The organism is Picosynechococcus sp. PCC 7117 (genome assembly GCF_001693275.1).
GTDB lineage: Bacteria > Cyanobacteriota > Cyanobacteriia > Cyanobacteriales > MRBY01 > MRBY01.
This window is the reverse complement of record NZ_CP016477.1, coordinates 767,001-783,674: the sequence shown is the minus strand read 5'-3', so window position 1 is coordinate 783,674 and position 16,674 is coordinate 767,001. Positions and strand designations below refer to the sequence as shown.

Annotated in this window: 15 protein-coding genes; 12 read left to right on the top strand and 3 right to left on the bottom strand. The window is 49.8% G+C overall.

The window, feature by feature from the left end:
* Positions 1-13 precede the first annotated feature (13 nt).
* The 3 genes from atpA to psb29 all read left to right on the top strand — a co-directional run bounded on the left by atpA (position 14) and on the right by psb29 (position 3,619).
* The gene (gene atpA / locus AWQ22_RS03745) at positions 14-1,531 is read left to right on the top strand and encodes a F0F1 ATP synthase subunit alpha (protein ID WP_030005968.1); all 1,518 of its coding nucleotides are present in this window, start codon (positions 14-16) and stop codon (positions 1,529-1,531) included.
* A gap of 84 nt (positions 1,532-1,615) precedes the next feature.
* Positions 1,616-2,560, top strand: a complete 945-nt coding sequence (locus AWQ22_RS03740) for a F0F1 ATP synthase subunit gamma (protein ID WP_030005967.1) — start codon at positions 1,616-1,618, stop codon at positions 2,558-2,560.
* A gap of 303 nt (positions 2,561-2,863) precedes the next feature.
* A complete protein-coding gene (gene psb29, locus AWQ22_RS03735) occupies positions 2,864-3,619 on the top strand; it encodes a photosystem II biogenesis protein Psp29 (protein ID WP_065711621.1) in 756 nt (251 codons plus the stop codon).
* Positions 3,620-3,673: 54 nt separating this feature from the next.
* Here psb29 and AWQ22_RS03730 read toward each other — a convergent pair whose 3' ends face one another.
* Complete coding sequence (locus tag AWQ22_RS03730; protein WP_049761560.1) at positions 3,674-4,147, bottom strand: hypothetical protein; 474 nt, start codon at positions 4,145-4,147, stop codon at positions 3,674-3,676.
* A 251-nt stretch (positions 4,148-4,398) separates the two neighbouring features.
* Here AWQ22_RS03730 and cimA point away from each other — a divergent pair, with 251 nt between their 5' ends.
* The 7 genes from cimA (at position 4,399) to AWQ22_RS03695 (ending at position 12,375) form a co-directional block, all read left to right on the top strand.
* Complete coding sequence (gene cimA, locus AWQ22_RS03725) at positions 4,399-6,015, top strand: citramalate synthase (protein ID WP_065710233.1); 1,617 nt, start codon at positions 4,399-4,401, stop codon at positions 6,013-6,015.
* Between the two features lie 348 nt (positions 6,016-6,363).
* On the top strand, positions 6,364-6,864 hold the full coding sequence (locus AWQ22_RS03720; RefSeq protein ID WP_065710232.1) for a DUF2231 domain-containing protein: 501 nt from the start codon (positions 6,364-6,366) through the stop codon (positions 6,862-6,864).
* A gap of 3 nt (positions 6,865-6,867) precedes the next feature.
* Positions 6,868-7,467, top strand: a complete 600-nt coding sequence (locus tag AWQ22_RS03715; RefSeq protein WP_065710231.1) for a DUF2231 domain-containing protein — start codon at positions 6,868-6,870, stop codon at positions 7,465-7,467.
* Between the two features lie 19 nt (positions 7,468-7,486).
* Entirely contained in the window at positions 7,487-8,380 is an 894-nt protein-coding gene (locus tag AWQ22_RS03710; RefSeq protein WP_065710230.1) for a cytochrome c oxidase subunit II, read from the top strand.
* Between the two features lie 82 nt (positions 8,381-8,462).
* Positions 8,463-10,118: a cytochrome c oxidase subunit I gene (gene ctaD / locus AWQ22_RS03705; protein ID WP_065710229.1), complete on the top strand. Its 1,656-nt coding sequence runs from the start codon at positions 8,463-8,465 to the stop codon at positions 10,116-10,118.
* Between the two features lie 86 nt (positions 10,119-10,204).
* Entirely contained in the window at positions 10,205-10,798 is a 594-nt protein-coding gene (locus AWQ22_RS03700) for a heme-copper oxidase subunit III (RefSeq protein ID WP_065710228.1), read from the top strand.
* Between the two features lie 86 nt (positions 10,799-10,884).
* Positions 10,885-12,375 carry a GMC oxidoreductase gene (locus AWQ22_RS03695; RefSeq protein WP_065710227.1) on the top strand — a complete coding sequence of 497 codons (1,491 nt, stop codon included), beginning with the start codon at positions 10,885-10,887 and terminating at the stop codon, positions 12,373-12,375.
* On the opposite strand, the gene AWQ22_RS03690 is transcribed toward AWQ22_RS03695, so the two are convergent.
* Both AWQ22_RS03690 and AWQ22_RS03685 read right to left on the bottom strand, forming a co-directional pair.
* Entirely contained in the window at positions 12,376-13,233 is an 858-nt protein-coding gene (locus AWQ22_RS03690) for a pentapeptide repeat-containing protein (RefSeq protein WP_065710226.1), read from the bottom strand.
* A gap of 654 nt (positions 13,234-13,887) precedes the next feature.
* Positions 13,888-14,529 (bottom strand): transglutaminase family protein, encoded by a 642-nt coding sequence (locus AWQ22_RS03685; protein WP_228657462.1) that lies wholly within the window; start codon positions 14,527-14,529, stop codon positions 13,888-13,890.
* Between the two features lie 222 nt (positions 14,530-14,751).
* Between AWQ22_RS03685 and ureE the strand changes: the two genes are divergently transcribed.
* A complete protein-coding gene (ureE, locus tag AWQ22_RS03680) occupies positions 14,752-15,201 on the top strand; it encodes an urease accessory protein UreE (RefSeq protein WP_065710225.1) in 450 nt (149 codons plus the stop codon).
* A 107-nt stretch (positions 15,202-15,308) separates the two neighbouring features.
* Positions 15,309-16,667 (top strand): MFS transporter, encoded by a 1,359-nt coding sequence (locus tag AWQ22_RS03675; protein WP_065710224.1) that lies wholly within the window; start codon positions 15,309-15,311, stop codon positions 16,665-16,667.
* Positions 16,668-16,674: the final 7 nt, after the last annotated feature.

The following is a 16,674-nucleotide window of genomic DNA, read 5'->3' as shown; positions in this document are numbered from 1 at the left end:
TAACAGTACAGACATGATTAGTATCAGACCCGACGAAATTAGTAGCATTATTCGTCAACAAATTGAGTCCTACGACCAAAAAGTTCAAGTCGATAACGTCGGCACCGTACTTCAAGTCGGTGATGGGATTGCTCGGATCTATGGTCTTGAGCAGGCCATGGCCGGTGAATTGCTTGAGTTTGAAGATGGCACCGTAGGGATTGCCCTCAACCTTGAAGAAGACAACGTCGGTGCCGTATTGATGGGCGACGGTCGTGACATCCAAGAAGGCAGTAGTGTGAAGTCCACTGGCCGGATTGCAGAAATCCCCGTTGGCGACGCGACCGTTGGCCGTGTCGTTGATGCCCTTGCCCGTCCCATCGATGGGAAAGGCGACATTGACGCTACCGATACCCGCCTCATCGAATTCATGGCCCCTGGGATTATTGCCCGTCGCTCTGTCCATGAACCGATGCAGACTGGGATTACCGCAATTGACGCGATGATTCCCGTCGGTCGGGGTCAGCGGGAATTGATCATTGGTGACCGTCAAACTGGTAAAACTGCCGTTGCGGTTGACACAATCATCAACCAGAAGGGTGAAGATGTAATTTGTGTGTACGTGGCCGTTGGTCAAAAGGCATCCACCGTTGCTCAAGTTGTTTCGACCCTCGAATCTAAGGGCGCTTTAGATTACACCGTCGTTGTTGCTGCGAATGCTAACGATCCGGCAACTCTCCAGTACCTTGCTCCCTACACCGGTGCGGCGATCGCCGAGCACTTCATGTACCAAGGTAAGGCGACCCTCGTTGTCTACGATGACCTTTCCAAGCAAGCCCAGGCCTATCGCCAAATGTCCCTGCTGCTCCGTCGTCCCCCCGGACGTGAAGCTTATCCCGGTGACGTTTTCTACTTGCACTCTCGTCTTTTAGAACGGGCAGCGAAACTCAGTGATGAACTCGGCGGCGGTAGCATGACCGCTCTACCGATCATCGAAACCCAAGCCGGTGACGTTTCTGCTTACATTCCCACCAACGTTATTTCCATTACCGACGGTCAGATCTTCTTGTCCTCTGACCTATTCAACGCAGGTTTCCGTCCGGCGATCAACGCGGGTATTTCCGTATCCCGGGTTGGTTCTGCGGCTCAAACCAAAGCGATGAAAAAAGTTGCCGGTAAGCTGAAGTTGGAATTGGCCCAGTTCGCAGAACTCGAAGCCTTTGCCCAGTTTGCGTCTGACTTGGATGCAGCAACCCAAAACCAGTTGGCCCGGGGTCAGCGCCTGCGTCAGATCCTCAAACAGCCCCAAAACTCTCCCCTCTCTGTTGCTGAGCAGGTGGCGATTGTTTACGCTGGCTTGAATGGCTATCTTGATGATGTTCCTGTAGATAAAGTGGTTGAGTTTGCTGCTGGCCTCCGTCAGTACCTCGCCACCAGCAAAGCCCGGTACGGTGAAATCATTGCCAACGATAAAGTGCTTTCTGAAGAAGCGGAGAACCTCCTCAAAGAGGCGATCGCCGAGCACAAGCAAAGTTTCGCCGCTGCGGCCTAAGCAGATGATCATGTCGCCTGTGGTCTATGGCTAGCATCACCAGGGGTTGCAGGCGACCCAGAATCGAACTAAGGGATATTACTCATGCCAAACCTAAAGGGGATTCGCGACCGGATTCAATCCGTCAAAAATACCAAGAAAATTACCGAAGCGATGCGTCTGGTGGCCGCGGCAAAAGTACGTCGTGCCCAAGAACAGGTGACTTCCACCCGTCCCTTTGCTAACACCCTCTTGCAGGTACTCTATAGCCTCAAGAGTCGTCTCCGCCTTGAAGAAGCAGATTTGCCCCTCCTCAAGCAACGGGAAGTAAAGTGTGTCGGTCTGTTGGTCATCACTGGCGATCGCGGCCTTTGTGGGGGCTACAACGCCAACATCATCCGCAAAGCCGAACAAAGAGCAAAAGAATTAGCAGCGGCTGGTATCAGCTACAAGTTTGTGCTAGTGGGCCGTAAAGCGGTGCAATATTTCCAGAATCGCCAAGCTCCCGTTGCTAAAACCTATGCTGGTTTAGAACAAATTCCTTCGGCAGCAGAAGCGTCGGACATTGCCGATGAACTGCTTTCTTTGTTCCTCTCGGAAGAAGTGGACAAAATTGAACTAATTTACACACGCTTTGTGTCTTTGATTAGTTCTCAACCCGTTGTGCAAACGCTGTTGCCTTTGGTGCCTGAAGCGCTCACCAACCCCGACGACGAAACTTTCAACCTGATTACCCGGGGCGGTAAGTTCCAAGTTGAACGGGAAAAGGTGGCGACTGAAGTTAAAGAACTGCCCGCAGATATGATCTTCGAGCAGGATCCGAAGGACATTTTGAATGCCTTGTTGCCGCTATATCTCAGCAACCAACTGCTGCGGGCGCTCCAGGAAGGGGCAGCCAGTGAGTTGGCAGCACGGATGACGGCGATGAACAATGCCAGTGACAATGCTTCTGAACTGATGAAAACCTTGACGTTGTCCTATAACAAGGCTCGTCAGGCAGCGATTACCCAGGAGCTATTGGAAGTGGTCGCCGGTGCAAATGCACTCTAAAAGACGAACAAGTCATTCCCATTGCCGTCACTAACGCTAACGGTTACTTGAGGACGGCTTTAATAACATGAAAGGGTGGCATAACCATGTCACTCTTTTTTTATGGTGGCCTAGGGAGGCGATCGCCAAAGAGTTTTAAGGAGTTTTTAGAGGGGATCAATTTACTGACCAAAGGAGATTTTTTGGGGTGAATTTTAATTGAAATATCGCGCTGTTAATAATCTGCCCCAGACCCATCACCTTGGCAAACGCCTCTGGAAACGTCAAAATAGAATATTGAAATGTCAATTGTGGGTTCCATTTGTGAGTCAAGTTCGCACCGTTTCCGATACGAAGCGTGATTTTTATACACATCATACTCGGCCAATTAATTCGATTTTTCGGCGCGTCGTCGAAGAACTTTTGGTTGAAATGCATTTACTGTCGGTGAACGCCGATTTTCGCTACGATCCTTTCTATGCGCTGGGCGTCGTCACTTCCTTTGAGCGCTTTATGCAAGGCTATCGCCCAGAGGCGGATAAAGTTTCTATTTTCCAAAGTATGTGCCAAGCGATTGGGGGCGACGCCAACCGTTACAAAGAAGATGCAATGGCCCTGGTTGAACTGGCAAAACGTTGTTCTGGGACGCAACTGATTGAGTGCTTCCGGCAAGATATGCCCCCCGAAGGTGCCCAGGAATTATGGGAAAAAATTGAGGCGATCGCCAAAAATGATCACTTCAAATATAGTCGGTTGTTTGCCATTGGCGTCTATACTTTTTTGGGTGAATCAGAGCCGCAACTCCTCGAAGACACCGAGAAGCGCGACGAAATGCTGACCACGGTTACCGCTGGCCTCAATCTCCCTGAGGAGAAAATGAAAAAAGACTTAGATCTTTATCGCAGCAATCTCGAAAAAATGAATCAAGTCCTAGAGGTTTTAGAAGATGCCCTCGCCGTAGAACGGCAACGTCGGGAAAAGGCAGAAGCAGAGGCGAAGGCCAAAACAGCAGAAGCCACCGTAGCGACTGAAACCAACGACGAACAAAAAGAAACCAGCGAATCCGGTTCCGATGCTTAGGATTACTTGTGCGAAACCTTGATTCTTAAATGTTATTAAAGAACACCTTGATCTTCAGGATTTTTGATTGCCTTTGTGGGGCAAAAACTGCAGATCAAGGTGTTCTTTAATGGGTAATTGTGGCGGTGAAATCGTTCCCTCTTCTACGGTGTCGATAATCGCCTGTTCTTGAATAAAAAATTCCCCAAAATTTTGCTGCTGGAGTTGCAACTCATGGAATTGTAATTGCCCGGCGATCGCCAATTCTGCCCCAGGCTCCGGCAGCGGAGTTTCCGTAATCACCCAGATGCGCCCGGTGCTGTCCTGCAATTCGTAAGCACCTTGATCGAGGAGAGGCACCCGCTGGGTTACAGTTCCCTGGACATAGACCTCAGCCCCCGGTGACACAGCCCCAAGACTGGCGATGGGCTGCCTGGTTGTACCCAGGTTTTCCTGTTGAGATAAAACTGTCCAAGGAGTACAGCCGATTAAATTTACTGCGATGAAGCCGCTAAGACACCACCGACTAACTTTGAAGGCGATCGCCATAGACAACACAAGCTTATAAACGCATCACAAAATCAAAAAAGTATCTCCAGTGTACTCGATTCCCCAGAAGCTTCAAAAATCTTGGGGCCAGTGATCAATGTTTCCAAAGAAATGTCTAGAAAATTTAGTGATGTACTGACCCCGAAATATCAACAAGATTGTCTAAGTTTGTGGAATCGTATCGAGGCCCGCCTTAGCCAGAAACTCCCTTGCTAGGATCAAAAGCAGCATTTCTAGCCGACGGTTCCCCTATGGTTTCTCCCCAAAACCCAGTTCAGATCTACGACACCACCCTCCGCGATGGTTGTCAGCGAGAAGGGCTTGCCCTCTCCCTCGAAGATAAAGTCCGCATCGCCCAGCACCTCGACCGCCTCGGTATTCCTTTTATTGAAGGGGGCTGGCCAGGGGCAAATCCAAAAGATGAACAATTTTTTCTACATCTCCGGGAATACCCACTCCAGCAGGCGAAAATTGTTGCTTTTTGTTCAACACGACGTCCCCATTCCGCCGTCGAAACGGACTCTCTACTCCAGGCATCCCTCCGGGCGCAAACCCACTGGATTACTCTATTTGGCAAATCCTGGGATCTCCATGTCACCCTCGGTTTAGGCACTACTTTGGCAGAAAATTGCGCGATGATCCGGGAGAGTCTCGCCTATCTAAAATCCCAAAATCGGCGGGTAATCTATGATGCCGAACATTGGTTTGATGGCTACCAACAAAACCCCGAATATGCCCTCAAAACCCTCGAAGCAGCGATCCAAGGGGGAGCTGAATATCTAGTTTTGTGCGATACCAACGGCGGCACATTGCCCCAAGGAATTATGACCAGTCTCCAGGATATTCAACGGGCATTTCCGGATCTCCAGATTCCCCTCGGCATCCACACCCACAACGATTCGGGGATGGCGGTGGCCAATGCAGTAATGGCCGTGCAAGCCGGAGCCACCATGGTTCAAGGCACCATCAATGGCTATGGCGAACGGTGTGGTAATGCTAACTTATGCACGTTAATTCCTACCCTGCAACTGAAGTTAAATCAGCCTTGTCTCGCACCGGAAAAACTACAACAGCTCACCAGTACAAGCCGCTTAATCAGTGAAATTGTTAATTTGGCCCCCGATGACCATGCGCCCTATGTGGGCCGTTCGGCTTTTGCCCATAAGGGAGGAATTCATGTCTCAGCAGTGCAAAAAAATGCCCTCACCTATGAACATATCGATCCGCAAACGGTGGGCAATGAGCGGCGTATTGTTGTGTCAGAACAGGCGGGATTAAGCAATATTTTGGCTAAGGCGAAAAGCTTCGGCATTGCCCTAGAGAAAACGGATCTGGCCAGTCGGACGATCCTGCAGAAATTAAAGGATTTGGAGCATGAAGGCTACCAATTTGAAGCGGCAGAGGCGAGTTTTCAGTTGTTAATCCGCTCGGCATTGGGGCATCGGCAGGAATTTTTCAAGCTGCGGGGATTCCATGTGAATTGTGATGTGGGAGAAACTCAAAGTACGGCGATCGCCACGATCAAGTTAGAAGTGAACGGGAAAAATTTGCTCGAGGCAGCAGAAGGGAACGGCCCCGTTTCGGCCTTGGATCAGGCGTTGCGGAAGGTGTTGACGAAATTTTACCCAGAGATTGCCGAGTTTCAGTTGACGGATTATAAAGTGCGAATTTTGGATGGGGCAGCGGGCACTGGTGCAAAAACCAGGGTTTTGGTGGAATCAAGTGATGGCCTGGAACGATGGACGACGGTGGGCGTATCAGCCAATATTCTTGAGGCATCCTATCGGGCTGTGGTCGAGGGCATTGAGTATGGTCTGTTGCGGCGATCGCCTTATCCCTCTGTGCCTTTACCTGTGACAACCCTGTGACTCTAACTCTGCGGGGATGGTATAGATTTTGACCTATTTTCCGATGCGGGAGAGTTGACATTTAGAGGAGATCGCCACCCCTCCTTTTTTGATCTGAGCTAGTATGGTTTGCAAGTCAAAATACCTAAAAAATTTTGGGTATCAGTATTCCTCATTGCCGTCTCTTGTTCTAGTTTCCGGACTCACTCAACTCAGATTTTTAGTTTATTTTCTGGTTCTGGTGTTGATCTACTATGACCCAAACCTACCAAACCCAAAGGACTCTCTTTTTGGAAAATTAGTAACTTAAAAGTTGCTAAGGCTTCAGAATTCTTGGGGACTGGGTCGCATCCTCTCCATGCAATTTTCATGTTTGATAATCTTCTTCCCCCCCTCAACGAGCATAATCTGCCCTATCCCGACACAATTCACCCGATTGTGGTGCATTTTGTGATTGCGATGGTGTTATTTGCTTTTTTCTGTGATGTGCTTGGCTATTGCAGCCGCAACAGCAAACTCTATGAAGTGAGCTGGTGGAATATGTTCGTCGCCACGGTTTCGATTTTTATTGCCATTATCTTCGGACAAATCGAAGCAGGTTTGGCGATCGCCTACGATGCTGTTGAACCCGTGCTGAATCTCCACACGATCATTGGTTGGTCTTTGTCGGGGATTATCGCGGCCTTGACGGGCTGGCGCTACGTAATTCGCTCTAAAAACCCAGAAACCTTGCCGATGTCCTATCTGGGTATGGGAGCCATTTTGACGGGAATTGTCTTTTTCCAGGTGTATCTCGGCGATAAATTAGTTTGGGTTTATGGACTCCACACCACCGAGATTGTCCAAGCAGCAAAAGAGGGACTTTTATAAGCGATGTATTCTGATCTGATCCATCAACTCGATTTGGGGGCAAACGGCTTACCCTACAGCATTCCCATTCACCCGAATCTGGTGCATCTGACCCTGGGGCTGTTCATCATTGGCATTGCTTTCGATATTGTCGGTGTATTTTTTACTTTTGAGCGTCCCATTTTTAAATATCTGGCGATCCCGGCCACCCGCTCTAATTTTTTTGATGTGGGCTGGTACAACATGGTGGCGGCGTCAATCATTACCTTTTTTACGGTGGCGGCAGGTTTCTACGAAATGCTGTTGATGGATGCGCCGTCTGAAGTGAAGAGTGCCTGGAATTTTACTGCGATAGATACGATGATTTGGCACGGCATTGGCGGCGTGCTGTTGCTGGCATTAATCGTTGGCATGACGGTTTGGCGAGGCTTTCAGCGGTATGTCTGGCGCGGCGATCGCAGTCGCCAGGTGCAGTGGTGGTATCTGTTGGCGGGACTGGTGATTATGTTTGTGATGTATGTCCACGGCACATTAGGCGCTCAGTTAGCGGCGGAATTTGGCGCGCACAATACGGCGGGTCATCTGCTCCGACTCGGTGAAGATCCCAATGTGCTGTTGCGGTAGGGGTGAGGAACATTAGGCTATGAAGTTAAAAACGATTATTTCACTTTCGGCGATCGCCCTAATTTTAGGGATATTTAGCTACAACGTCGGGCAATGGTCTTATAGTTGGTTGCCGCCCCAGGCTTCCGTGGAATCCCAACTGGTGGATCGGCTCTTTAGCACCCTGGTGGCGATCGGCACATTTATCCTGTTTGGCGTTGGTGGCACGATGACTTACTCGATCCTCTTTCACCGGGCAGGACGCTACGACACCAGCGACGGTCCCCCCATCGAAGGCAACGTCAAATTAGAAATTATCTGGACAACGATCCCCTTTTTGATTGTCATTTATCTCGCCTATTTCAGCTATCAAACCTACCGCGAGATGAATATCCAACCTCCGGGACATAGGCACCAAGAGGCTTTAGTGACCAATGTTTCTACAGGGAAAACCACCATGGAGATGCCCGTCACCAATGTGGAAGTCACTGCCAAGCAATGGGCCTGGATTTTCCATTACCCCGAAAAAAATATTACCAGCACCGAACTCCATCTCCCGGTAAATCAACGCGCCCACTTCATTCTGCGATCGCCCGATGTGATCCATGGCTTTTTTATCCCTGCCTTCCGGGTAAAGCAGGACGTGATCCCCTTTGAAGACACCGATTTTGAATTTACGCCGATTAAAGAAGGCAAATACCGCATTCGTGACTCCCAATTTAGTGGCACTTATTTCGCAGCGATGCAAGCCGATGTGGTGGTGGAATCCCAGGAAGACTACCAAACCTGGTTAAACCAAGCCGCCCGCCAAACCCCGACCCCAGCGCCAAACCAAGCCGTCAGTGAATACGCCCGCCGTCAACAGAAAGAAGACCGCGCCGCCTGGAAAACCGTGCCCCCTGCGCCGCCGCCCGTGGTGAATTATCATCCCTGATTTTGTTTATTGACCTTTTTCCTCTGAATTTTTTTGTCAGTCTTCCATAAATTTTCTGTAATTCCGTAATCGCTCATCAACCATGACCCAAGCTCCCCCAGAAGCCCTGACCAACGAGGGACAACCCCTCACCAACCTCCCGAACTGGCGTACCTTCTTTTCCTTTAGTACCGACCACAAAGTCATCGGACTGCAATACATTGTCACGTCCTTTTTCTTTTTCCTCGTCGCCGGAATTTTCGCGATGATCATGCGGGGAGAATTGATTACCCCAGAACCGGATCTCGTGGATCGCACCGTTTACAATGCCCTGTTTACGATGCACGGCAGCATCATGCTCTTCGGCTGGACATTTCCGGTGTTGGCGGGCTTCGCGAATTACCTCGTTCCCCTAATGATCGGGGCGCGGGATATGGCATTCCCCCGACTGAATGCGATCGCCTTTTGGATGGTTCCGGTGTTTGGGTCGTTGCTAATCCTGAGTTTCCTGGCTCCGGGGGGACCCGCCCAATCGGGATGGTGGTCTTATCCGCCGGTGAGTATCCAGAATCCAGCAGGGGTTTTACTCAATGGTGAATTTCTCTGGTTGGTTTCCGTTGCCCTGTCGGGAGTTTCCTCGATCCTGGGGGCGGTGAATATTGTTACGACCATTGTGCGGATGCGTTGTCCGGGGATGGGCTGGTTTAAAACGCCGGCATTTGTTTGGACGGTGCTAGCGGCACAAATTATTCAGCTTTTTGGGTTACCCGCTTTAACTGCTGGGGCGGTGATGTTGCTCTTTGATCTCACTGTGGGCACAACCTTTTTCGATGCCTCCCAGGGGGGAAGCCCGGTTCTGTACCAGCACTTTTTCTGGTTCTATTCCCACCCGGCGGTGTATGTGATGATTTTGCCGGTGTTTGGCTTTTTCTCGGAACTGTTCCCCGTCTATGCCCGAAAGCCCTTGTTTGGCTACAAGGTGGTCGTCGTTTCCTCGATGATTATTGTTGTCCTTAGTGCGGTGGTCTGGGTACACCATATGTTTGCCAGTGGTACGCCCCCCTGGATGCGGATGTTGTTTATGTTTTCAACGATGCTGATCTCTGTGCCGACGGGGATCAAAGTGTTTGCGTGGGTGGCGACCCTCTGGGGTGGCAAGTTGCGCCTGGATACGCCGATGCTCTTTGCGATGGGGGGTTTGATTAACTTTGTTTTCGCAGGGATCACGGGGATTATGTTGGCATCGGTGCCGGTGGATATCCATGTGAACAACACCTATTTTGTGGTGGGGCATTTTCACTATGTGATCTACGGGGCGATCGTTTTTGGGATCTATGGGGCGGTGTACCACTGGTTCCCGAAAATGACGGGCAAGATGTACTACGAGGGTCTGGGGAAACTGCATTTTTGGTTGACGATGATCGGCACAACCTTGAACTTTCTGCCGATGCACCCGGTGGGTTTGATGGGGATGCCGCGCCGGGTTGCATCCTATGATCCGGAGTTTGCTTTTTGGAATGTGATTGCCAGTATTGGTGGTTTTATCCTCGGCATGTCCACGATTCCTTTTTTGCTCAATATGATTGCGTCCTGGATTAACGGCGATCGCGCTCCCGCAAATCCCTGGCGGGCGATCGGTTTGGAATGGCTTGTACCTTCTCCCCCGGAACATGAAAATTTCGAGGAGTTGCCCATCGTCATCGCAGAACCCTATGGCTACGGAAAGTCGGAACCCCTCACGGAAAATCTAGGGGGTTAAATCCATCATTTCCCCCCACCCTTGGTAAGGGTTGACCATGGTCAACTCCTGCGTAAATCCAGTTTTTTAAAATCGTAATTCTTATTATGACTGCCATCAATGAAACCCCGATCTCGGCAACAAGCCATGGGCATGAAGAAGAGGATCATCGTCTGTTTGGTTTTATTGTTTTCCTGCTATCGGAAAGTGTGATTTTTATCAGCTTTTTTGTGGGTTATATCGTCTACAAACTCTCGGCAACGGATTGGTTACCGCCGGGGGTGGAGGGTTTAGAAATCCATGATCCGGCGGTTAATACGGTGGTGCTGGTTTCGAGTAGCGGTGTGATTTATCTGGCGGAACGTTTCCTTCATAAAGAAAATCTCTGGGGCTTCCGTTTTTTCTGGCTACTCACAATGGCAATGGGGAGTTATTTTCTCTATGGTCAGGCGGTGGAATGGCAGAGTTTAGAGTTTGGGTTTACGTCTGGGGTCTATGGCGGAATTTTCTATCTGCTGACGGGGTTTCACGGCTTGCACGTCCTAACGGGGGTCTTGCTACAAGGGGTAATGCTGGGACGTTCTTTTCTGCCGAATAACTACGCTGGTGGACAGTATGGCGTAGAGGCAACGTCATGGTTTTGGCACTTTGTGGATGTGATTTGGATTATTCTTTTCGGGCTAATTTATCTCTGGCAATAATTGGGGCGATCGCCGATCTTTTTCTTGACAAAAAATTGACGAGTTTTTGCCCTACAAACATTTTTAGACATAGTGGTGTGTAAGTAATGATTATTGATGACCAAATTTATGACGTAATCGTTGTTGGAACTGGGGCAGGTGGTGGCACGATCGCCCGGAAATTGGCGGATGCAGGCAAGAAAGTATTGGTGCTAGAACAGGGGCAATTTTCCGAGAAGGAAAGCTCCGAATTAACCGAAGTCGAAGTTTTTAAAAAAGAGCAATACCACGCCCCGGAACAGTGGTACGACCAGCACGGTGAGCCATTCCATCCCCAAACCAGTTATTGCGTCGGCGGCAACACAAAAATCTATAGCGGGGTGTTGATGCGGCTCCGGGAAAAGGATTTTGAAGCGGTGGAACACAAAGATGGCATTTCCCCAGAGTGGGCGTTAAAGTACGCCGATTTTGAACCCTATTACACCGAAGCGGAAAAGTTATACCAGGTGCATGGGCAAGGCGGTGATGATGCCACGGAACCCTCCCGGAGTCAGGATTATGGCTTTCCCCCGGTCGAAAGGTTGCCCCAACTCGATGCAATTAATCAGCGTTTTAAGGATTATGGTTTGCACCCGAACTATCTCCCCATCGGCATTGGACAGGAAGGGCGCACGGACTCCGAAGATACGGGGATTAGTCCCGCCATCCGCGCTGGCGATCGCCTGACGTTGAAAACGGGGGCGCAGGTCACCTCCATCCACACCGATCCCTCCGGCAAAATCGTGAAGGGGGTGCAGGCGGTCATCCAAAACCAAGCTTTTTTGTTTGTGGGGGACATCGTGGTTTTAGCGTGCGGCGCGATTAACTCAGCGGCATTACTCCTCAAATCAGCGAACGCCAAACATGAAAACGGTTTAGGCAATAGTTCCGGGCTGGTCGGTCGCAACCTCATGAAGCAGTTGATGACGGTCATCGTGGAGCAGGAACCCACCCTTAAAGATGGTCTTTTCCAGCGATCGCTCTATGTGAATGATTTCTATTGGGGTGACCAAGATTTCCCCTATCCTATGGGTCATGTGCAGGATTCCGGCGGCATTTTGCAGGATGTTATTTTCTCCGAATCGCCCCCTTTAATATCCGTGGCAGCGAAGTTCTTACCAAAATTTGGGCTGAAACAGTTGGCGACCCGCTCCCTGGGTTGGTGGCTACAAACGGAGGATTTACCGAATCCCGAAAATCGCGTGTGGCTCAAAAATAATAAGGTTCACCTCAACTACACCGAGAATAACCTCGAAGCCCACGACCGCCTGTTATACCGTTGGCAGCAGATTCTTAAGGCGGTGGATAAGGAATTTAAAGGCACCCATCCCTACGCCCGGATGCCCATCTCCGTCGTCGCCCACCAGTGCGGCACCTGTCGCTTTGGGGAAGATCCCGCCACTTCCGTCCTCGATCTCCATTGCAAAATGCATGATCTGGAAAATCTCTACGTGGTGGACAGTAGCTTTTTCCCGTCTAGCAGTGCCACTAGCCCGATGTTGACGGTCATTGCCAATGCCCTCCGGGTTGGCGATCGCCTGTTAGAAATCCTTAGATAATTAATCCCAATGATGTTGTCGCGCTTCTTCGACGATCCCCTGAGCTTCTTCGAGGGAAATATCATAGCGATCGCTCAATAATCGCGGAATACGGTTGCAGTCACGGTTGGGATTCATTTTTGGATGCTGGGCATAGGTAGGGAGAGCAACGTTACAAAGAAAGGGCGAGGGCTCTGCCTTGAGTTGAATGGGTTCAAGGTTGAGCACGTCCCGTGAATTGATAAAAAAGAGCAGGGCTCCGCTGAGATTCGCCTCGCTGAGGTTGGCATCACTCAGGAGGGTACAGTTGAGATCAGCATCACTGAGATTGGCATACCTGAGGTCAGCGCCGCTGAGGTTGGCGTATCTAAGATTCACGCGGCTGAGATTCGCATACTGGAGTGATGCACCGCTGAGGTTAGCCCCGTTGAGATTGGCGCGGCTGAGGTTAGCTCCGTTAAAATTAGCACCGCTGAGATTGGCACCACTAAAGTTGGCATCAATTAGGCTCGCACCGCAAAAGTCAATGCCCTTGAGATCCGCACCACAGAAATTAACATCATTGAGATCCGCACCGCAGAAGTCAGCGGTTTCCGTCTTTTTTGTGGCCCTGCGGAAACTGAGGAATAGGAAAATGCCGCCAACAATTGCGGCGATCGCCTGGAGGTCGCTGGCTAAAATTTCGCGATCGCGATGGGAGTCAACTAAGGTAACGCTTTCGTTTTGAGATAAATGAGGATAATTGGCCTGCTGTCTTTGGCCAGGGAGCAACCATAACCACCCCGTCATCCAGAGCACAACTGGCAAGGCGATCGCCCCCATTGTCCACCCCTTGTTAATTTCTTCCTTTGGCTGCCATGGCTTGAATCGCTTGGGCATTCTTGAGACTCCCCGAATACTGATCCCATTATTGCGTCCTCGATTTGGCAACACTCTAATCTTTATACAGGCTTCAGGATTCTCGGAAATGACAAAGGGGAATTGATACCAAAACCTCCACAGCCCCCAGAAATCGGGTGTTGTGAAGGTAGTGGACTGACCAAAATCAGCTTTACAGTTTTGGGGAACTCAGATTTTTGTCGGTGATGAACGTTCTACCAATGTTCGGACATTGGGTGGCCGCAGCGGGCGCAGTCAAAACCCCCGGGTGGATCAACGAATGAGGGGCAACTACAACCGCTATGGGTGCATTTTCCTTTGCCGTTTACAGGGTGGTTTGGGGAAATATCTTTTCGAGGCAGCTGCCCAAATAAAAGTCCTACATTTTTGGTCGGTTGAGCGACTGGTGTAAGGGTCTTAGTATTCATCGGTTTGATCGGGTTTACGACTAAACCCCTCCAGGCTAACCTTCCCGGTTGTCGATCGCTAAAAATCTCAAAATTTCCGTAATCAATGGTTAAGGCAGGGCGATCGCCTTAGCTTTACGTTTTTTACCTGTGACAACTCTTTAACATTGCCCACCACCTGCCGCAGATAACCTTTGCCTTCCAACCTACCTGAATTGTTAGCTGGCTAGCACACACTAACATTTGTCTATGCCAAACCATAATTTTTCGCAAATTCTATCGGAATATCTGGAAGGGTATGAAACATCTCATCCCACGTACTCTGTGATTGCAATGCTTTTATGATGACTTGAAGGGGTTCGTCAAGGATTACTGGAAAATCTGCTTCTTCGGTCAACTGGGTCTTAAATGCTAGTTGTTCTTGAGGGGGGACAAACTGAGCGTTGACTCCTTCTTTATTGCCCCTTGCGTCAACTCGATACCAACCAACTTCGGGCAGATAAATTCCATTAAATCCATGCAAACTATATGGCGCGCCCTTATCATCAACACTTAATCGTTGATAGCAAAATCCGGCGGGAATCTGATTTGCGCGCAACAGCGCTGCCAACAAATGACTTTTGGCAAAGCAATAACCCGTTTTATGCTGGAGAACATCTGATGCTCGCCAAGTCACAGGATTCATTTGATAATCATAACTATGACAAATTTCATCTCGTACCCACTCAAAACATGCTTTTGCGATCGCTATTGGTGTCTCATATCCCAATGCAATCTGTTTAGCACGCTCCAGAATTTCTGGATGTCGCCAGTCGATGACTTCACTAACTTTTAAATATTCTTCCATATTGCTTGATACGAGTCGTAAGACCTTAGCTTTAAATTGCATGGATATTTCTCATATAGGATTGTTGCAAAAGCAATATTACAGATTTGTAAGCTTGGCGTGATAACACCCCCGCCGCGTAAATTGTTGAATATGGTGCGTGGGGTCACTTGTCTCAAGCGTTACTTCTGTTATGTAAAGTCGAATGTGGAGTGATCTAGACTAAATTAATGCTTATGTCCTTAGGATAGACGTTTTTCGTTCACTTCCATTTCGCTAGAGCCGATGACTGACGCTGACTTAATCCTGGCCCAAAAATATCAACCCCAGGCACCGATCCAAGTAGATCTGGAGTTGTTCCTCACCGCTGCCGAACGTCAAAAGAGCCGCCAACGCCTAGAGTTAGACAATGGCCAAGCGATTCACTTCAACTTATCCCGTGGCAGCCATATCCATCCCGATGACTACTTTCAAGACGCGACTGGTTCTACTCTCGTACAGGTTAAGGCAAAACCTGAACCCGTGGTTACGGTCACGGCCTCGACCTCCTTGGAACTGCTCAGGGCAGCCTATCACCTTGGTAACCGCCATGTACCCCTAGAGGTTCATCCCCAGTATCTCCGCTTTTCCCCTGACCATGTGCTCGAAGATATGCTCACCCGACTGGGGTTGCAACTGAAACAGGAAATGTTGCCCTTTTTTCCGGAAGATGGAGCCTATGGCCATCATCACTAAGCACATAATCCGGGCGAATCCTGGGCGGTAACTCCCCAACATAAGGCGATCGCAGGATTTATACTTAAGAGTGATTCCCTTATCAACTTTTTGGTTGCCGAGCACCCATGTCAACGGAAACGGATCTACCGACCCTCTCCCCTAAAGATACTTCCCAAACCGAGATGGGCGTGGCCCCGTCCCAGAGCGTAGATGGTTTTGGGCCTGTGTTGCGCAACCCGAAATTCCTTGTTCTTTGGCTTGGTCAAATCTTTTCACAACTGGCCGACAAGATTTATCTCGTGCTGATGATTGCTTTGATTGCCAGTCACTTTCAAACGGCGGCTCAGAGCATTAGTGCTTGGGTCTCGGCGATCATGATTGCCTTTACGGTGCCTGCGATTTTGTTTGGTTCCGTTGCGGGGGTTTATGTGGATCGCTGGTCTAAAAAAGGGGTGCTGATTATTTCGAATTTGTTGCGGGGCGTCTTTGTTTTTTGCATCCCCCTCTTACTCTGGCTCGTGCAAGATCAACCCAATTGGTGGGAGCTTCCCCCTGGATTTGTCTTTTTATTGGGGATCACCTTTGCTGTTTCTACCTTGACACAATTTTTTGCGCCGGCGGAACAGGCGACTTTACCGCTCATTGTGAAGAATAAACATTTATTGGCGGCCAATTCCCTCTACACCACCACGATGATGGCCCTGCTAATTGTGGGCTTTGCGGTGGGAGAACCCTTGTTGGGCCTGGCAGATCAGCTAGTTGAATCTTTCGGGATTACGGGGACTTGGGGGAAAGAATTTGTAGTTGGGGGAGGCTATGCGATCGCCGGTTTGATTTTGTTGGCCCTGAAGACCAATGAAACGGAAACGGATCGCCAACGGGAACAGCCCCATGTTTGGGAGGATATTAAAGACGGCCTCAGTTATTTGAATCAAAATCACCGGGTGCGCAATGCGTTGATCCAATTGGTGATTTTGTTTTCTGTGTTTGCGGCCCTGGCGGTGTTGGCGGTGAGTTTGGCGGCTCAAATTCCGGGGTTAAAGGCGGAGCAGTTTGGCTTTTTGTTGGCCGCAGGGGGCGTTGGTTTGGGGATCGGTGCTTTCTTTGTGGGGCACTGGGGGAATCAGTTGCCCTACCGTACCCTCAGCCTTTGGGGTTCTATCGGCACGGCGATCGCCTTAATTGCCCTTTCTTTTTCGATCCACAATTTGGTTTTTGCCCTCTTGAGTACCACCTGTCTTGGCTTTTTTGCGGCCCTGGTGGGAGTGCCGATGCAGACGACGATCCAGCGCGAAACCCCGGCAGTCCTCCGGGGGAAGGTTTTCGGTTTACAGAATAATGCTGTTAATATTGCTCTATCTTTACCTCTGGCCCTGGCTGGGGTGGCAGAAACCTTTTTTGGCCTGCAACCAGTGCTTCTAGGTCTTTCGGGATTGGCGATCGCCGGTGGGGTATTGAACTGGTATATTTCAATCAAATCCTAACGCACAC

Bases quoted from the DNA above. Each gene is read 5' to 3' on its own strand.
- atpA (WP_030005968.1), top strand. From the start codon at position 14: ATGATTAGTATCAGACCCGACGAAATTAGTAGCATTATTCGTCAACAA.
- AWQ22_RS03740 (WP_030005967.1), top strand. From the start codon at position 1,616: ATGCCAAACCTAAAGGGGATTCGCGACCGGATTCAATCCGTCAAAAAT.
- AWQ22_RS03730 (WP_049761560.1), bottom strand. From the start codon at position 4,147: ATGGCGATCGCCTTCAAAGTTAGTCGGTGGTGTCTTAGCGGCTTCATC.
- cimA (WP_065710233.1), top strand. From the start codon at position 4,399: ATGGTTTCTCCCCAAAACCCAGTTCAGATCTACGACACCACCCTCCGC.
- AWQ22_RS03720 (WP_065710232.1), top strand. From the start codon at position 6,364: ATGTTTGATAATCTTCTTCCCCCCCTCAACGAGCATAATCTGCCCTAT.
- AWQ22_RS03715 (WP_065710231.1), top strand. From the start codon at position 6,868: ATGTATTCTGATCTGATCCATCAACTCGATTTGGGGGCAAACGGCTTA.
- AWQ22_RS03710 (WP_065710230.1), top strand. From the start codon at position 7,487: ATGAAGTTAAAAACGATTATTTCACTTTCGGCGATCGCCCTAATTTTA.
- ctaD (WP_065710229.1), top strand. From the start codon at position 8,463: ATGACCCAAGCTCCCCCAGAAGCCCTGACCAACGAGGGACAACCCCTC.
- AWQ22_RS03700 (WP_065710228.1), top strand. From the start codon at position 10,205: ATGACTGCCATCAATGAAACCCCGATCTCGGCAACAAGCCATGGGCAT.
- AWQ22_RS03695 (WP_065710227.1), top strand. From the start codon at position 10,885: ATGATTATTGATGACCAAATTTATGACGTAATCGTTGTTGGAACTGGG.
- AWQ22_RS03690 (WP_065710226.1), bottom strand. From the start codon at position 13,233: ATGCCCAAGCGATTCAAGCCATGGCAGCCAAAGGAAGAAATTAACAAG.
- AWQ22_RS03685 (WP_228657462.1), bottom strand. From the start codon at position 14,529: ATGCAATTTAAAGCTAAGGTCTTACGACTCGTATCAAGCAATATGGAA.
- ureE (WP_065710225.1), top strand. From the start codon at position 14,752: ATGACTGACGCTGACTTAATCCTGGCCCAAAAATATCAACCCCAGGCA.
- AWQ22_RS03675 (WP_065710224.1), top strand. From the start codon at position 15,309: ATGTCAACGGAAACGGATCTACCGACCCTCTCCCCTAAAGATACTTCC.